At 67.8% G+C, this 16,729-nt stretch carries 11 protein-coding genes; 3 read left to right on the top strand and 8 right to left on the bottom strand.

Going from position 1 to position 16,729, the window contains the following annotated elements; translation table 11 throughout:
* Positions 1 to 26 precede the first annotated feature (26 nt).
* From EHW97_RS05165 to EHW97_RS05145, 5 genes are all read right to left on the bottom strand, one after another.
* On the bottom strand, positions 27 to 1,469 hold the full coding sequence (locus EHW97_RS05165; RefSeq protein ID WP_124236087.1) for a hypothetical protein: 1,443 nt from the start codon (positions 1,467 to 1,469) through the stop codon (positions 27 to 29).
* Positions 1,466 to 2,353: a hypothetical protein gene (locus tag EHW97_RS05160; protein WP_124236086.1), complete on the bottom strand. Its 888-nt coding sequence runs from the start codon at positions 2,351 to 2,353 to the stop codon at positions 1,466 to 1,468. The genes EHW97_RS05165 and EHW97_RS05160 overlap by 4 nt, the downstream gene beginning before the upstream one ends.
* A 763-nt stretch (positions 2,354 to 3,116) precedes the next feature.
* Positions 3,117 to 4,493, bottom strand: coding sequence for an AAA domain-containing protein (locus EHW97_RS05155; RefSeq protein ID WP_124236085.1), 1,377 nt, complete (start codon positions 4,491 to 4,493; stop codon positions 3,117 to 3,119).
* On the bottom strand, positions 4,490 to 6,043 hold the full coding sequence (locus EHW97_RS05150; RefSeq protein WP_124236084.1) for a hypothetical protein: 1,554 nt from the start codon (positions 6,041 to 6,043) through the stop codon (positions 4,490 to 4,492). The genes EHW97_RS05155 and EHW97_RS05150 overlap by 4 nt, the downstream gene beginning before the upstream one ends.
* Entirely contained in the window at positions 6,040 to 7,251 is a 1,212-nt protein-coding gene (locus tag EHW97_RS05145) for a hypothetical protein (RefSeq protein ID WP_124236083.1), read from the bottom strand. Before EHW97_RS05145 ends, EHW97_RS05150 begins: the two co-directional genes overlap by 4 nt.
* 136 nt (positions 7,252 to 7,387) lie before the next feature.
* On the opposite strand from EHW97_RS05145, the gene EHW97_RS05140 reads away from it, so the two are divergent.
* The 3 genes from EHW97_RS05140 to EHW97_RS05130 are packed head-to-tail and all read left to right on the top strand — an operon-like array spanning position 7,388 to position 14,663.
* Complete coding sequence (locus EHW97_RS05140; RefSeq protein WP_208001897.1) at positions 7,388 to 9,523, top strand: site-specific DNA-methyltransferase; 2,136 nt, start codon at positions 7,388 to 7,390, stop codon at positions 9,521 to 9,523.
* Complete coding sequence (locus EHW97_RS05135) at positions 9,520 to 12,117, top strand: DEAD/DEAH box helicase (protein ID WP_124236081.1); 2,598 nt, start codon at positions 9,520 to 9,522, stop codon at positions 12,115 to 12,117. The genes EHW97_RS05140 and EHW97_RS05135 overlap by 4 nt, the downstream gene beginning before the upstream one ends.
* Before the next feature lie 38 nt (positions 12,118 to 12,155).
* Positions 12,156 to 14,663, top strand: a complete 2,508-nt coding sequence (locus EHW97_RS05130) for a UvrD-helicase domain-containing protein (RefSeq protein ID WP_124236080.1) — start codon at positions 12,156 to 12,158, stop codon at positions 14,661 to 14,663.
* Positions 14,664 to 14,695: 32 nt separating this feature from the next.
* Here the strand turns inward: EHW97_RS05130 and EHW97_RS05125 are convergent, their stop codons facing one another.
* The 3 genes from EHW97_RS05125 to EHW97_RS05115 all read right to left on the bottom strand — a co-directional run bounded on the left by EHW97_RS05125 (position 14,696) and on the right by EHW97_RS05115 (position 16,703).
* Positions 14,696 to 15,013, bottom strand: coding sequence for a hypothetical protein (locus EHW97_RS05125; RefSeq protein ID WP_124236079.1), 318 nt, complete (start codon positions 15,011 to 15,013; stop codon positions 14,696 to 14,698).
* 165 nt (positions 15,014 to 15,178) lie between these two features.
* On the bottom strand, positions 15,179 to 15,733 hold the full coding sequence (locus EHW97_RS05120) for a hypothetical protein (RefSeq protein ID WP_124236078.1): 555 nt from the start codon (positions 15,731 to 15,733) through the stop codon (positions 15,179 to 15,181).
* 190 nt (positions 15,734 to 15,923) lie between these two features.
* On the bottom strand, positions 15,924 to 16,703 hold the full coding sequence (locus tag EHW97_RS05115; protein ID WP_166367392.1) for a helix-turn-helix domain-containing protein: 780 nt from the start codon (positions 16,701 to 16,703) through the stop codon (positions 15,924 to 15,926).
* Positions 16,704 to 16,729: the final 26 nt, after the last annotated feature.

Genomic DNA, 16,729 nt, shown 5'->3' with positions numbered 1-16,729 from the left:
ACTCCATTACGCTGCAAGGAACGAGCTCACGCCGACCGGCTGAGCCAACGAAAAGAGCCTCCGGACTTGCCGGGACGGTTCAACTTGAGCCAGGCGGTGGTGCCGTAGATCTTCGTCTGGTGGGTGCGGGCGTAGTCCCGGACGGGGAGGGTGACGGTGATGCCGCATCCGCAGGGTTGGCCGGGGACGCAGTTGGTGGTGGGACGCTTCGCGGTCTCGGGCTTTCGCATCGATGCGGGGGTGTTGACGCATCGCACTCGGCCTTCCAGGGCGGGCCCGCGGAAGCGTTGGCTGCCGCTGGACCGGGGCCGGCCGAAGGGCTTGAAGGCGTAGGCGGATCGCTTGTCGTAGGTGGCAGCGACCGCGAGGCGTTCGTCCTGGGTGGCGCCTTGAGGGAACGTGGCGAGACTGCGTTGGTCCTTGGGGACCGCGGCGGTGAACAGTTGGCCGTCGATAAAGACGGTCCCCGCGCGCGGTCCCGGTCGGGTGGTCCGTTGGTTCTTGTGCAGGTCGGCGACCATGCCGATCCCGCGGTGGACGAGGCCGGCGCCGAACTCCTTGGTGTAGCTGTAGCCGCGGTCGACGATCAATTCCTCGGGGGGCGAGGGCAGGGTGTCGACGGCGGCGAGACCGGCTTCGCAGCGGTCGCTTCCGGCGGGGCGCATGGCGATCGCGCGGATCAGCGTGTAGCGGGAGCGGGCCCCGATGCCGGGGACGTCGCACAGCGTGGTGGGTTCGTAGCCGATGTAGACCTTGGTCTGGCCAGGCTTGGGGCTGCGGTACCCCTCGCGGGCGTCGGGGTCGACGGTGTGCTGGGCGCGGCCATCGACGCCGACGCGCGGCCACCCGGGAGTCGCGACGGCAGGGGCCGATTCGCTCGCGTCGACGGGGAGTTGTCCCTGCGCAACGTCGGGGCGGCCGTCCTTGGCGCGGGAGCGGCGTCGGTACGGCGACTCGATAGCGGTGCCGTCGGCCGCGAGGCTGGAGTACTGGGTCAGGAACGGCGGGGCGGTGGCGTTGAGCAGGTCGGTGATCAGCTGGTCCACCGAGTACGGGATCCGCGGGGGAAAGATCTCACCGGTGGCGCGGTCGACGGTCTCTTCGAACGCGTTGCGCCAGTCGGTGAAGTTGCCCTCAACGTGGTGGTACTCGAGGAAGGGCGGGAGTCCGGCGATGCGTCGCTGTTTGTCGTCCATCGCCAGGGCGGTGAGGAGGACCTCGGTGAGGACCATGGTGCCGCGGGTGCGCATGGCGTGGACGACGAGCAGGCTGAAGAACCCGCGCCACGCCAGATAGCGGGGGCGGCCGACGCTGGAGGTCAGTCTGTCGATGAGGTCGTCAGTCCAACTCCAGCGGTCGATGAGGGTCGTCGCCTCACGCACGGTCAGGGTGGAGACGCGGCAGTCACGTGCGCGGCGTTCGAGGTCGCGGCGCCTCTCGGCCTTGAGGACGCGGGCTCGGTTGGTCATCGCCCGGCCGCCCGCCGCAGGTAGTTCTCGCTGTCGACCGGCAGGTAGCGCACGAGGTCGTCGAGTGCGCGACCAGAGTTGAGGCCGGAAACCTTGCGGAACTCCGCCAGGGTGAGTTCGCGCAGGCCGAGGACGCTGACCAGCCACGTGGTACGCAGGCGTTGGGTTCGCAGCGACGGAGCGTACGCGGGGATCTCTAGGGACTCGACGAGGCGGTAGAAGCGCCGGTGCGCACCAAGGTGGTCGCCGAAGATCCGTTCGCCTTCAGTGGCGTTGACGACGCGCCAGACGCCGTCGGCGTAGCCCTGCAGAGCGGGAACGATTCGGTCGGCCAGGTGCACGAGGACGAGGTCGTCGGTGCGGGTGAAGTCAGCCACGCGCAGTGAATGCATTTCACCGGCGGACAACCCCATCCCCAGCCCGAGGTGGAGGAGCGCGTCCAGGACCCGCCTGCGTCGCGGAGTGGGCTGAACGTCGACGAGTCGGAAGAAGGTCGAGATCTCTTCGCCGGTGTACGGATCACGCAGGTCAGTGCGCCTCATCGGCTGCGGGGTCGGGGTCCACACCGCGCGTCGGGTGTTGGCGCGTGCGACGGTGCGCAGGTGGGAGCGGTAGGTGCCCTTCGCGGCGGCGGTGACCGCAACGGACTGGAAATAGCCCTCGATGCGGTCCTCGGTCAGGATCACCTCGGCGTCCAGCGGCAGATCTCGGCCCAGTGACCAGATCACGTAGTTGCCGGTGATTCGCATGCGCTGCACGGCAGCAGAGGCACTGCACGGCAGGGTGCGCCGCACCCAGGCGAGTACGGTCGGGCGGATCAGTGCCCACTGTTCGGGGGCGATTGATCGGGGCTGGTACACCTCGATCGCCTCGTGCGCGTCCATCCAGCGTCCTCTTCTCCAAAGCCGCCACGTTCGGTCAGTGGCAGCGCCTTCGGAGGGCAGGTGTGCGGACGGGCGGAGTTCTCCCCACCCCAGACAGAGTTTCTTGGCGGTCGCTCCGGCGGGCCCGTCGACGGGGGCGAGGTGATGTCGTCATGCCTAGGAACAGGCGTAGGAATCCGGCCAGTTTCGCGTAATACGCAAACACGCCAGCGAACTTCCGCCGAAGGTCGAGCGGTCCCGCTACCGTGCCAGGCGTGCCACGCCGACCGATGCCACGGCCTCGCGACTGGGCCCGCGAACCGGACACCTTCGGTCACTCCGGGCAGGCGTACTGGAGATCGCTACCCGAGAACGCGGGTGTCGAGGTCGCCGCGATGCGTCAAGCAGCGCAGTTCCAGCATTGGATCGCCGCGTCCATCCGCGCAGACCACCCCGAGCAGTCGCTTCGCGATCTCGCCGCGACGACGCCGGGTCTGTCGTACGTCCAGTTGCATCGAATCCTGACAGGATCAGCGCATCTGTCCATACGGGACCTGTTGATCCTCAACGACGCGTTCGGTCCGCTGATCTCAGTAGTCGATCGTTCGACAGGAAGAACGAACGGATCGATCTTGACCTGGCCCTTTCCTGCCCTCGGGGGCGGGAGCGGTCCCGCGGGGCGTCGGCCGTAGGACGTCTCCGCGCGTCCGCGACCGGCCTCGCTGCCGTGGACACGTTCAGGCGTTCACTCCGCCCGAAGAAATCCGAGGGCGCATCGACGCCGTCAGACCTTGAACCCGGCCAGGTGGTCGAGGACCAGTGAGTTCGCCTCCCACCCGTCGGGGAACTTCTCGGGCTCGTCAAGGAAGATCGGATCGGAGTCCGGGAACTCGGCGAGGAGCCGGTCGGCGCCGGCCCGGCCCACGACGATGCAGGCCTGACGGTGGCGCGACAGCATGACGCACATGCGGCCGGCTTCCAGGTGGAACGCGGTCGCGTCGCGGCGACCCGCGAGCGGGTGCCAGACGAGCACGACCTCGTACTCGCGTCCCTGGACCTTGTTCGCGGTCGACACAACCAGCGAGTCCGGATCGAGACTGAGCTGGCTCAGAGCGAATCGCACCGCGTGGACCTGGTCGTTGTGAGCGACCACGACCGCGACGTCCTTCGCCTCGAGCTTCCGACCGGTCGCGTCCAACTCGTCGACCACGTCGGCGCCGCGGTCGAGCAACCGTCGCACCAGTCGAGCGAGCTGGGTCGCCACCTCTGCGTCGGTGCGGACCGAGAGCTTCTCGGGGAGCTCGACGTACGCCCACCCTTCGGCGGCCGCCCGGTCCAGCGCGTCGTCTTCTGGCGCGCCGCCTCCGGCACCGAGCGCCAGCGAGCGCTGGGTCGCGTCGGTTCCGGCCGAGAACCCCGTGTACGGGTAGAACGCCCGCGACACGATCCCGGCCGCGGACGGCGGCAGCCTCCACGACAACGGCAACTGGTGGGGCGTCAGGTCCGGGTGGAACGCCGACAACGTGCCCATCGCTGTCCGAGACGGCGCGTACTCCAGCCCCTTCCACAGTGCGTCGTCGATCGTGGTGAACGGGTCGAGTTGTCCGGGGTCACCGACGCACATGAGTCGGTCGAACATCGTTGCGATACCGAGGAGGGCGTCCGAACGCATCTGGTACGCCTCGTCGATCAGCGCCAGGTCGTACCCCTGGATCAGTCCGCTCTGCTGCTGGCCGGACCTGACGAACTCCCACTTCCGCGCGGTCGCGACGACGACCTGCGTCCCCTTCACGGCCGGGTCGTCGTGCTTGCTCGAGATCACCAGGTCCGGATTGGCCGCGGCGAGGGTCCGCATCGCGTTCGAACCGCCGGCGCCGCCGACCAGCCGAGTCACGGGGAGGTCGGGGTGACGCTTCAGCAACGACGCGACAAGGTCGTCGGCCTGCTCGTTCGTCTGGGTCACGATCGGGAGGCGGAGTTTCGAGTCGGCGTCGGCGAGCGCCTTCGACACCGACACGGTCAGTGAACTCTTCCCCGCCCCCGGAGGGGCCTCGACCAGGACGGCCCCTCCCTTGTCGAGAGCGCCGAGGTCGGCGACGACCCGGTTCGTGTAGTCGGTGTTCACCCACTGGAAGTCGACTTTCGGCGTGGGATGGCTCATACGACGACTCCCGGCTCTGCGTCCGGCGCGACGGTCCCGACGACGACGACCTCTGCCAGCTCCGCCGGCGTCATGTCGGGCGACCCGTCGGTCGCCCCGTCGCCCGGTTCGGCCTCGCCGGCGAGCTCGGTGGTCGTCGCCTCCTTGTGGGTCCACGGGATCTCGTCCGGCCCCCACGGGTTCGGACCTTCCCACGGGTCCAGTCCGACGAACATCACCTCGACGCCGGGCGACCAGGCGTAGGTGTCGAACGCCTTCACCTGGTCGGTGACGGCGACGACGGCGGAACCGTCGTCGACCGACCGCACGACGCCGCGGATCTTCTTGTCGCCGACCCAGCGGACGACCTCGCCCGCGAGCAGGCGGGTCGCCCCCGTCAGGGACAGCTCGACAAGCGGGACGCGGGTCGCGCGCTGGTTGCCCGGCTTGACCTCCTTGTTCTGCGCGTCGACGCTGGTGATGGCGCCGGTGACGCACCGGCCCTCAGCGTCGAGACGGGCCATGATCATCGGGTCGTCGAACGCTCGGGCGGTCTCGAGCTCGTCCGCCGCCGCACTCCACCGCTGCAGCATCGCGGCCGCCCTCAACGCGTCGTGTCGACGGGCGAACATCGGTATCCCGGTCTTGGCGCGCTTCGCGTGGGCCCCCCACTCGTACACGTCGTTCGCCCACCTGTCGGGGACGGTGGCCGCCGGGTCGATGGCGCGGAGGATGTCCACGGCGCGGTGCGTCGCCGCGTACGCGTCGGTGAGCGCGGCGTCGACCGCCGTCCTGACCGCGGCCTCGGCCGCCGCCATCTTCGCTGCGTCGTCGGTCCGAAGTCCGTCGCCCCACCTCTTCACGTGCGGTTCGAGCTTGGCCTCCCACTTCGGGTTCGGGACCGGACCGAACGCCTCCTCGAGCTCGACTCGCTCGAGTTCGGCCAGCAGGTCGCCCGCGACGCCGTCGATCCACGCGAGCAGCGCCGCCAGGCTCTCGTCCTCGAGCGCGGACTGCCCGGTCGCGAAGTGCTCGGACAAGGTCTCGGTCATCGCCAGGAAGTTCGCCTGGCCCGGCAGGTTGGCGTGCTCGGCCAGCCACGACAGGTGGGAGCCCGCCCACTTGGTCGCCTCCGGCACGTCGTGGGTGCCGGCGAGGCCGAGGTACCTCAGCGATCGACCGAGTCGCGACCCGAGGTAGGACCGCGTGGCACGGTTCGGGACGATCACCTGCGGCGCTCCGGAAGCGACTTGGCGGAACCCGCCTCCGCGCTTGGGTTCGGTCTTCAACGTCAGGAACGGGCGGACGTACGCGTCGAGGTCTTCAGCGAACTTGTTGATCGCGTCGAAGCGGCACTCGCGGTTGCGCGGTTCGGCGGCCACGACGAGCTTCGGCGCGGCCGGGTCGGTCCCGTACATGATGCCTAGCGGCGCGGCGGCCTCGCCGGAGAGGTTGTACGCGACGACGATCAACGGCCGGTCGGCGAGGTGGACGTGTCGGTACGCAGTGCGACGGACCGCCCGGTGCGCGCGTGCGGCTTCGGCCGTCAGGAGCAGGTCGATCAGGCTCATGCGGCGCCGCCCGCCGGTGGCACAGCCGGGACCGGGGTCAGGTCGGCGGTTGGGACGAGCGAGCGCGCCCTCACGATCGCGGAGCGCGCCGCACCGAGTGCCTCGGCGACGTCCGCGAGCTCGTCCTCCCCTGCCGCCGGACCGTCCTCGGCGAGCCTGAGGGCGTCGGCCAGCGTGTGGACACCGGCGAGGTTGTCGCGAGCGTCCCGTCCCAACCGAGCCGGGTCGTCCTTGGCCCAGGCTTCTGCGCGGCAGAACGCGGCCATGTCGCACGCGGTGACGCAGTCCGGCACGAAGAGGGCGCCGACCTGCTGGACGGCCTTGGTCAACGCCGCCCGCAACGTCGCCTCGTCCATCGTGCCGCCGGGGTCGACGTCGAAGGTGAGGTCCGCAGGGAGGCCGGCCAGCACCTCCGCGGTCTTCGGGACGGCGGACAGGACCCGCGACAACGACAGGCTCTTCTTCTTCAGCGGGACCCGGTGCGCGACCGGCTGCCGACCGAAGTTGCGCGGCGCCACCAGGATCACCGACCACACCAGCAGGTCGGGGTCGAAGCCGAGTCGCTCGAGCGTCGACCGCAACGCCATGTGGTAGACGGCCGTCTGTCCGGCCGTCGCGGACAGCTTCCCCGGATCGGCCTGCCCGTCGATGATCGGATACGACTTGATCTCGACCAGCTCGAGTCGGTCGCCCACGCGGAACGCCAGCGCGTCGGGCTCGAGGTTGACCTCGGCGCCGGCGAGGTCGAACCGCAGCACCGGGTGGTCGACGATGTGCGGGGCGGTCGAGTCTCCGCTCGTGATCTTCGCCAGAACTTCGTCGGTCTTCGCGACGCGCGCGTCCATCCATGCCTTGCTGCCGACCTTGCCACCCACCTGGTTGACGTCCTCGACGACGAGGCCGGGCGGCATCGGGAGCTCGACGTACGGCGCGAGCGCCTCGACCAGCAACCCGTAGCCGCTGCGCTCCTTCAGGCGGTCCTCGAAGCGGTTCCCGCCCTCGATCGCGAACGGCGACTGGCCACGCAGCGTCGGGCGCCCGAGCTTCGCGGCGAGGTCGTGCGCCGGGAGGCCGGCGGAGTCGATGACGCGCCGGCGGGTGCACCCCGGGTTCTGCGTGAGCGCCGCGACCGAGCGGGCGTTGGCGCGGGCACGCGGCAGCGTGCCACGGATGCCGTCGAGCGACGGTGATGTTGCTTGTCCTCGCATGCCAGACATGCTCGCAAAGTCCCCCGACAGATTCGCCAGATTCGCTATATTCGACGGTCTCGGCGCGAAGGATCGGCACCCGGTAATAGGCTGTGATCGTCCGTGAACCGAAAGGAAGACCGCCGTCTTGTCGCGCTTGAACGACCTGCTCCGCCAACTCCGGATGGAGAACCCAGGACTGGCAGACGACCTCCAACGGGAGTACGACGCCCTCGCGGACCGGCGCTCGTTTGGACTGAACTTCGAGCGCCACGTGCCGGAGGCCGTCGAGCTTCCAGGACGGAAGGTGCGCAAGGGCGACAAGGTCCGCGTCCTGCCGCCGCGCGGCCAGGCGCGGAAGAAGGACAACGACCGGCTGTGGCGGGTGATCAGCTTCTCGACCCAGGACGGCGTTCGTCACGCCGACCTCATCGCCCTCGACAACGACGGCGATGAAACCTCCGCAGCCGTCGACGACCTCGTCGTCGTGGCCGAGTTCCGCGACCCGATCTACCCCGGCCTCGTGTCTACAGGGAAGGTCGAGCGCGGCGGTGACAAGCCGTTCCATGCCGTCATCAACGCGGAGAACTACCACGCCCTCCAGACACTGCTGTTCACCAACCGCGGCAAGGTCGACTGCATTTACATCGACCCGCCCTACAACACCGGCGCGAAGGACTGGAAGTACAACAACGACTACGTGGAGAGCGACGACCTATACCGTCACTCCAAGTGGCTCGCCTTTATGGAGCGTCGACTCCTCCTTGCAAAGGACCTTCTGAATCCCGACGACTCAGTCCTCATCGTGACCATAGACGAAAAGGAGTACCTCCGGCTGGGACTGCTCCTCGAACAGATTTTCCCTGACGCGAACATACAAATGATTTCCGACGTCATCAGCCCGGGCGGGGCATCCCGCACGTCGGAATTTACCCGTGTCAACGAGTTTGTCTTCTTCGTAATGATTGGTGGCGCCGTGCCGATCAAGACCGACAATGACATGCTCCTGACCGATTATCGACCGCCCGAGAAGAACCGTTCGGCGATCTGGAATTCGCTCAGGCGGCGTGGCGCAGGCCCTCTCCGAACCGACTCCCCGAGCAAGTTTTACCCAGTCTTTGTCCGCGCCGCAGACGGGGCGGTGTTGGGAGCTGGGGAGCCCCTGCCCCTGCCTCTCGACCGGTCGGAATACGCCGCTGTCCCTCAGGGGTGTATTGCAATCTGGCCGACGATGCCCGACGGACGTGACGGTCGCTGGGAGCTTAACCGAGCTTCCTTCCATGAGCGACTGGGTCAGGGCTATGTCAGGACGTCCCGAGATGCGAAGACGAACACCTTCATTGTTCAGTACCTGCGCAATGCGGAAATGGAACGAGTCGCCTCCGGTGAACTCGTTTCAGAAGGACGATCGGAGCAAGGCTGGCATATTCTGAGCTATTCAGATCAGGTTGCGCGCACTCTGTATGCAAAGACTGTCTGGAATCGCACGTCCCATGATGCGGGGACCCATGGGTCGCGCATGGTCAAGTCACTGCTCGGCGGTCGACGTTTTCCATTCCCGAAGTCGTTGTACTCCGTCGAAGACAGCCTGCGATTCTTCATCTCTCCAAAACCGGACGCGCTTGTCCTGGACTTCTTTGCGGGCTCGGGCACAACGGCTCATGCCGTCATGCGACTGAACAAGCAGGACGGAGGCCTACGGCGGTCGATCACGGTGACTAACAACGAGGTCGCGAACGCAGAGCAGAAGACCCTGATCAAGCAGGGGTTGCGACCGGGCGACCCCGAATGGGAACAATGGGGAATCTGCGACTACATCACCAAGCCCCGGATTCGAGCCGCTGTCGAGGGCAAGGACCCTGATGGGAAACCCCTCAAGGGAGACTACCGATTCACAGATGAGTTCCCGCTGGCCGAAGGATTCATGGAGAACGTCGAGTTCTTCACGCTGACGTATGAAGCACCGCTTCGCGTCGCGTCCAACCGCGAGTTCGAGAAGATCGCAGCGCTGCTGTGGCTGCGTGCAGGCTCTAGGGGACGGCGGATCGACGATATCTCCAAGGGCTGGGACGTCGCGGACGTGTACGGCGTAATCTCCGACCTCGACCAAGCGGAGCCGTTCCTGAAGGGGATCGCCGAGAACGACGACGTTGCGATGGCGTTCATCGTGACCGATGAGGACCGACTGTTCGAGTCGATGGTCGCGGCCCTCCCCGACCACGTCGAGCCGGTCCGGCTGTACGAGTCGTACCTGCGGAACTTCGAGATCGAGGCAGGTCGAGGCACCCGATGAAGTTCACCCTAAAGTCGTACCAATCCGAGGCTGTCGACGACGTCCTCAGGACGCTTGAGCGCGCTCGCGCGGCGTACCGCTCCGAGGGCACGAACTCGTCAGTGGCGCTGTCGGCGACGACCGGTGCCGGCAAGACGGTCATGGCGGCGGCGGTCATCGAGTCACTGTTCTGGGGCAGCGACAAGTTCGGAACCGACCCCGACCCGGGTGCGGTCGTGATCTGGTTCTCCGATGACCCGAGTCTGAACGAGCAGACGAAGGACCGCCTGCGTCAGGCGAGCGAGAAGTTCACGTACGACCAGCTGGTCACGGTCCAGTTCCCGTTCCCGCGGTCGAAGCTGGAGCCGAGGAAGGTCTACTTCCTCAACACCGACAAGCTTGCGAAGAACTCCCGGCTGACGCGCACCGCGACCCTCGACGACGACGGTGCGTTTGAGACGCTCCCGGGGACGGCTGCGCCTGACCAGCAGGCGTCGACGATCTGGGAGATCATCGGCAACACGATCGACGACCCAGACTTGACGGTGTACCTGATCCTCGACGAGGCGCACCGCGGGTTCAAGAACAAGCGGACGAGCGCGGAGAAGCCGACGCTCGTGCGGCAGCTGATCAACGGCACGAATAGCCAGTCGGCGGTGCCGATCGTGTGGGGGATCTCGGCCACGCTGTCCGCGTTCACGGACGCGATGAAGGCGGCCGATGCGGATCAGTCGCGCCGCGCGTTCCCGGCCGTCCAGGTCGACCCGATCCGTGTGCAGGACTCGGGTCTCGTCAAGGACGTCGTCAACCTCGACATCCCAGACGAAGCGGGGAACTTCGACACGGTCCTCGTCCGTCGGGCCGCGAAGCTCCTCGCCGACTCGAGCGCGCGGTGGGAGCGGTACGCGAAGTCGGAAGGGTCCGCCGACGTCGTCAAGCCGCTGCTCGTGCTCCAGGTGCCGAACACGCCCGACCACGACCAGATCGGCCTGGCCCTCGACGAGATCCTGCGGGTCATGCCGGAACTGTCCGGGGACTCCGTCCGACACGTGTTCGGCGACCACACGGTCCAGAAGTTCGGCTCGTGGGAGGTCGACTGGATCGAGCCCCAGCGCGTCGAGTCGAAGACGAACGTCAGGGTGCTCGTCGCGAAGGACGCGATCTCGACGGGCTGGGACTGCCCCCGAGCCGAGGTGATGGTGTCCTTCCGGCCGGCGAAGGACCAGGACCACATCACCCAGCTGCTCGGCCGGATGGTCCGCAACCCGCTCGCGCGCCCGGTCCCGGGCGACGAGCGCCTGAACTCGGTCGACTGCATCCTGCCGTTCTTCGACAAGACCACGGCCGGCAACGTCGCGAAGTTCCTGTCGGGGAGCATCGGCGAGCTGCCCGGCGGGAAGGGCCGGAAGGTCCTCATCGACGGCCGCGAACTGCAAAAGAACCCGTTCGTTCCGGACTTCGTGTGGCCGGCGTGGGACGCGATGCCGACCGAGACCATGCCGCAGCGCGGGTCGCGGCCCGTGAAGCGGCTCGTCGCGCTCGCTCAGGCGTTGTCGGCGGACGGCGTCCGGCCCGGCGCCCTCGCCGAGGTCGAGGCCATCATGGCGACCGTCCTCGACTCCCTCGCGGTGCGCCACCGGTCCGAGCTCGAGTCCGCGATCGAGGAGGTGTGGGCCGTGCGCGGCGTCACGATCTCCGGGCGCCGCAAGACCGGGAAGCTGACCTACACCGAGTTCGTCGAGCGCGCCGACGACCGCGCGATCCGCGTCGCGTTCGACGACGCGAAGAAGGCGTTCGGCGCGGACGTCGCCCAGGCGTACGTCGACCACCTCGCCGGCGACGACGACGGCGAGGACGACGGACTGCGCGAGGCGTACGTCAAGGCGTCGGCCCTCGCGATCGTGAAGGCCGTCCGCGAGAAGGTCGACCGCGAGGCCGACGAACTGGCGGAGAAGTGGTTCGCCGAGCACCGCGTCCAGATCAAGGAGCTGTCGGACGAACGGCAGCAGGCGTTCGAGGACATCCGCGCCGAGGCGACCGAGCCGAAGCGCGGGGAACTCAAGCGTCCGCGGACCCGAATGGAGGACTACGCCGTCGTCGACGAGGACGGCCAGATCGCCGTCGCCCCCCTCGCCGACCGCCACCTGATGTCCGACGAGAACGGGGAGTTCCCGCTCAGCTCGCTCAACGGGTGGGAGTTCGACGTCGTCCAGGCGGAGCTCGCGCGGTCCTCGTGCCGGGCGTGGTATCGCAACCCCGCCCGCGCGGCCGTCGACTCGCTCGGAGTCAGCTACCGCGACGACGTCGGCAACTGGCGCTCGATGCACCCCGACTTCATCTTCTTCAACGAGATCGACGGCGCCATCCGCCCGTCGATCGTCGACCCGCACGGACACCACCTGCAGGACTCGCTGCTGAAGCTGCAGGCGCTCGTGCGGTTCGCGAACGACTACGGCTCGGAGTTCCACCGGATCGAAGCGCTCGCCGAGATCGACGGGAAGATGCGCGTCCTCGACCTCCAGGTGGACCGAGTCCGAGCGGGGATCCTCGCGAGCACCGACGCGCCGGAGGTTCTGTACCGCAGCGACTTGGCGGTCGACTACGACGCGCTCTGAGGGTCGAGCGGACGCGGCAACGCCGGACGGGGATCGCGATGGAACCGGTAGTGCTCGCCGTGTTCGGCGCGCTCGCGATGGCGGCGGTCGTCGTCGCGATCGCGCGAACGCGCGCGGCACGGCTCGCCGCCTTGGTGGACGACGCGGAACCGTCGCTGCGCGAGCTGCGCGCGTGGAGGGAGACGGTCGAGCAGGGTCTGGCGACCGCCGTCGCAGACGGCCGCTGGGTAACCCGCGACGTGCGACTCGACTGGGAGGCGCGACGGCCCGCTCCGTCATCGGCGGCATTGAAACTGACGGAGCGGAAAGAAGCCGGCGCGGAGGCCCGCGACCTGATTACCTTCGTCGACCACGACCTGCGTGACGTCATCGGCTCCACCAATGAACGGATCTTGAGCGACGAGCTCGAGCGCCAGCGCGCTTTTTTCGACACGATCGAGACGAAGCCGCTGACGGACGAGCAGGCGAGCGCCGTTGCGACGTTCGACAACCGGGTTCAGGTCATCGCAGCCGCCGGGTCGGGAAAGACGTCGGTGATGGTGGCGCGGGCGGCGTACGCGATCCGGCGCGAGATCGTGCCTGCCGACAGGATCCTCCTGCTCGCCTTCAACAAGGACGCCGCAGCGGAACTCCAACGACGCGTCGACGAACGCCTCGACGCAGCGGGGATCGACCCGTCCGGACTGGGTGCCTCGACGTTCCACGCCTTCGGCCTGAACGTGATCGGGAAGGCCACCGGCCGCAAGCCGCGGCTCGCGCCCTGGCTCGACGGCGGGCAGGACGTCGCGATGGTCAGCCGGATCGTCGACGAGCTGCGCGACCGCTCTCCCGACTTCCGCTTCAAGTGGGACATGTACCGGCTGTTGTTCGCGCGGATGGCGGACGACCCCGCGGGCGGTGAGCCGGACGCCTACGACTACGTCACCCGCGCGACCGGGTTCCGCACCTTCAACGGGGAGACCGTGAAGAGCCAGGGCGAACGGATGATCGCCGACTTCCTGTTCCTGAACGGCGTGACCTACGAGTACGAGCGGCCGTACGTCCACGACGTCGCCGACACCGAGCACTCGCAGTACCGGCCGGACTTCTACTACCCCGACGTCGACGTGTGGCACGAGCACTGGGCGCTGGACCGCAACGGCGAGCCGCCGGCTGACTTCGACGGGTACGCCGCCGGGATGAACTGGAAGAAGAGCCTCCACGACCGCTACGGAACCGCGCTGATCGAGACGACGTGGGCCTCCATCATCGATCAGAGCGGATTCCAGCCACTGGCAGCGGACCTGCGGGCACGAGGAATCACGCTCGACTGGAACCCCGACCGCCCCATCCGTGGCGCGACCCCCGTTAAGCACGAAGACCTGGCGCGCCTGATGCGATCCTTCATGGCGCACGTGAAGTCGAACTCACTGACTCGCGAAGATCTCGGTCGGCGTCTCGATGCGTCACCAGCAGGTATTCCGCGCTACCGGGCGCGCGTCTTCGTCGACCTGTACTGGACCATCCACGACGAGTGGCAGCGCCGACTCGACGAGGACGACGCGATCGACTTCGAGGACATGTTGGTGCGCGCTGCTGAGCATCTCGAGGCCGGCGACGTCGACATGGGCTTCGATCTGGTCCTCGTCGACGAGTTCCAGGACGCCAGCCAGGCACGCGCCCGGCTCGCCCGTGCCCTGGTGGCGAAGCCGCATCGCTACCTGCTGGCGGTCGGCGATGACTGGCAGTCGATCAACCGATTCGCCGGCGCAGATCTGTCGGTCATGACGTCGTTCAGCGAGTGGTTCGGCGAGGGGCCGACGCTGCGGTTGCAGAAGACGTTCCGCTCGCCCCAGTCCATCTGCGACACCGCTGGGGAGTTCGTCGCTAAGAACCCCCGACAGTTCTGCAAGGACGTCACCTCGATTCACGCCGAGTACGGTCCACCCGTCTCGCTCGTGCGCGTCGGGCAGCCGCACGAGGTTCCCTCCGCGGTCGAACGGGTGCTGGTCGACCTGGCGGCGCGAGTCCGTTCCGGCGAGATCCGACCAGGGCGGTCGGGTGTGGTCGAGGTCGACGTGCTGGGGCGCTACCGGTTCGACCGGGACGCGGTGCCGCGGTCCACCCCACCCGAGCTGCGGGTGCGCTTCCGCACCGTGCACTCGTCGAAGGGACTCGAGGCCGACTTCGTCGTCCTCCCCAACGTCGGGTCCGGCACCTACGGGTTCCCCAGCGAGGTGGTCGACGACCCAGTTCTCGCGCTCGCCATGTCAGAAGCGGACCCGTTCCCCCACGCCGAGGAGCGTCGGCTCTTCTACGTCGCGCTGACGCGCGCACGCCGTCACGTCACGTTGATCGGGGTGCAGGGACGCGAGTCGGCGTTCGTCACGGAGTTGCTGAAGGACCAGCGACTCGAGTTGTCCCCGCTGAGCACGGTCGACCTCTCGGAGCCGTGCCCGGACTGCGGCGCGGGGGTCCTCGTGGTTCGAAAGCGACGCTCCGATGCACGGGAGTTCCTCGGCTGTAGCAGGTTCCCGGCCTGTCGGTTCACGCGCAGTCCGGCCTGAACGCACCTGCTCTCCGCCCAGCCGGGGTTGGTCTAGAGCCGGTCGATCCACGTGTCTTCGTCGCGGTCGTCCCACTGCGAGGTCGCACTTCGATTCGGTGTGCGGGTCTGGCCGAGGCGCGTCAGTACGGTCATCGCCTCGTCGTGGCTGAGTGCGCGCAGCGACGTGACCGGGCGGCCTGCAGCCGCCTGGATCGCCTGTTGGCGCTCGTCCATCGTCGTGAGGCCTCGTGCGTCGAGTGCCTTGCGCAGCAGGTCTACCTGCCAGTCGGCGATCGGGGCCGGTGGCGGCGGTGACTCAACGGTGGGGGGCGGAGGGTCGTCACCGAACAAGGAGAGGTCGTCAGTCACGGGTCGATCTTACGAAGGCTGCGTCTGCGTCGAGCGCTCGCCGCACGTCAGTGCGGGATCACCTGCTCGGTAGCGAGTGAGAACCTCGCACTCCCACTCGGCGGTGCGCTGGTGGCGGGCGGACCCGGTGTGCCGGAGCGCGCCGGCACACCGGGTTCCACGACATCAACGATGGGTGGCGAGGTCCCGCCACTCGAGGCGATCGCCGACTCGCACGTGCCTTGCTGCGACGGCGTGGAGCCGGTCGATGGTCGGCGGATCGCAGTCGAGCACCCAGGCGGGTTCGCGCCAAGCAGTCAGGCCCTCGCTCGCGGGGCGCATCGTCTCGGCGAGGGCTGCGATGTCACGCCGCACCGGGTGAGAGGTGAAGGTGTTCGCGCCGATCGTGATGTTCCCGGTGCCGTCGCCGTTGATGACGAGCGAGACCAGGCGCGGGTTCGCCAGCACCTGATCGACGTCAACTTCGCTGAACAGGCTCCAGATGTCGAAGTCGGACGGTGCCGAGATGATCCAGACGCGGTGGCTGGGCCAACCGATGCTCCGAGTGAGGACCAGCGGTCCGGTCGTGCGGATGATGCCGCAAAGGATGTCGTCGAGCCTGGCTACCGTTTCGTGCCAGGTGGCGGTGGTTTCGCACTCGTAGGGGGCGAACAGCGTCGGGCGGGTGCAAGCCGCGCAGTCGCACGGAGTGGTGGGGTTGAAGTGGAGCGAGTGATTCATGGCGGATCCTTCTCTGTCGGAGGGGCGTTGGATCCATCAGGTGTGCGGTGGTGGGTAGAACTCTCCCCACGGTCTCGGAAATTTTCTTGCGAGTGGGGAGGCGAACGCCCAAGCGTCGCGGGGCAGCGTCGTCTTGCGCTTCGTGTGCTTCGTCGGCGAGGAGTTCAGGCTGAGCTCATCGCAGATAGGGCTAGTCGGTCTCCCGCGATCCGGGTTGCGCTGTGACAGCGCCGAGCCACTGGACGAGGAGATCGGCCGCAGCCCGGCGTTCGCGAGGGCCATCGTGCTCGGCAAGGTCAGCCATCAGCGCAAGGCCGAATCCGACGATGGTCGGCCACTGGCCCGGCGCATCGTCGCTGACGCGGTGGAGGAACACGTTCGCGCGCGTTGGTCCAGCGGGGGACAAGAGAAAGTCCGCAGTCAGGGCGTCGATATCGCCAGCGGCGACGTAACCCTCCAGTACGTCTGCAGCCGAGATCCCTGCCTCGGGCGCTGACAACCCTGCCCGGTGGACACGGGCGTCGCGTCGTAGATCGTCCAGGTCGAGTGGTGAGGCTCTAAAGGTTGCCCGGGGTGCTCGTGCTCCGAGGAGGTGTCGCAGCGTCGTGGCCGCCCACTCGGCGAACGCGTCGGCGTCGATGGGGGATCCGGGGAATTCCAGCTTCGATGTGGCTTCGTCGACGAAGTGACGCAGGCGCGCTCGCGCTCGAGACCGCTCGGGCGCCGTGAACTCACGGTGGTCGGGGTAATGGGCGGCCATGAGCGTGGCCCAGACTGAGCGCGACGAGTACGGCCGGGACCGTCTGTTATGGCGCTGGACGCGGAGCGCATCGTCTCGCAGGATCACCCACTGGCTACCTACTTTTTCGGCGGGGATGGAGCCGTCGGAGATTCGTTCGCGGATACGAGCCGTACTCACGCCGAGGAGTTGGGCGGCCTCTGCGACGCTGATCAGATCTGAACTCGCCACTGTTACCGCCCTTGAATCGATTTGCA

The organism is Aeromicrobium camelliae, from assembly GCF_003850045.1.
Taxonomy (GTDB): domain Bacteria; phylum Actinomycetota; class Actinomycetes; order Propionibacteriales; family Nocardioidaceae; genus Aeromicrobium; species Aeromicrobium camelliae.
Note: the sequence above shows the minus strand (reverse complement) of the source record. Positions and strands in the feature narration are given on the sequence as shown.

Coding starts and splice junctions, on each gene's coding strand:
- EHW97_RS05150 (WP_124236084.1), bottom strand. CDS start 6,043: ATGAGCCTGATCGACCTGCTCCTGACGGCCGAAGCCGCACGCGCGCAC.
- EHW97_RS05155 (WP_124236085.1), bottom strand. CDS start 4,493: ATGAGCCATCCCACGCCGAAAGTCGACTTCCAGTGGGTGAACACCGAC.
- EHW97_RS05130 (WP_124236080.1), top strand. CDS start 12,156: ATGGAACCGGTAGTGCTCGCCGTGTTCGGCGCGCTCGCGATGGCGGCG.
- EHW97_RS05160 (WP_124236086.1), bottom strand. CDS start 2,353: ATGGACGCGCACGAGGCGATCGAGGTGTACCAGCCCCGATCAATCGCC.
- EHW97_RS05135 (WP_124236081.1), top strand. CDS start 9,520: ATGAAGTTCACCCTAAAGTCGTACCAATCCGAGGCTGTCGACGACGTC.
- EHW97_RS05145 (WP_124236083.1), bottom strand. CDS start 7,251: ATGCGAGGACAAGCAACATCACCGTCGCTCGACGGCATCCGTGGCACG.
- EHW97_RS05165 (WP_124236087.1), bottom strand. CDS start 1,469: ATGACCAACCGAGCCCGCGTCCTCAAGGCCGAGAGGCGCCGCGACCTC.
- EHW97_RS05120 (WP_124236078.1), bottom strand. CDS start 15,733: ATGAATCACTCGCTCCACTTCAACCCCACCACTCCGTGCGACTGCGCG.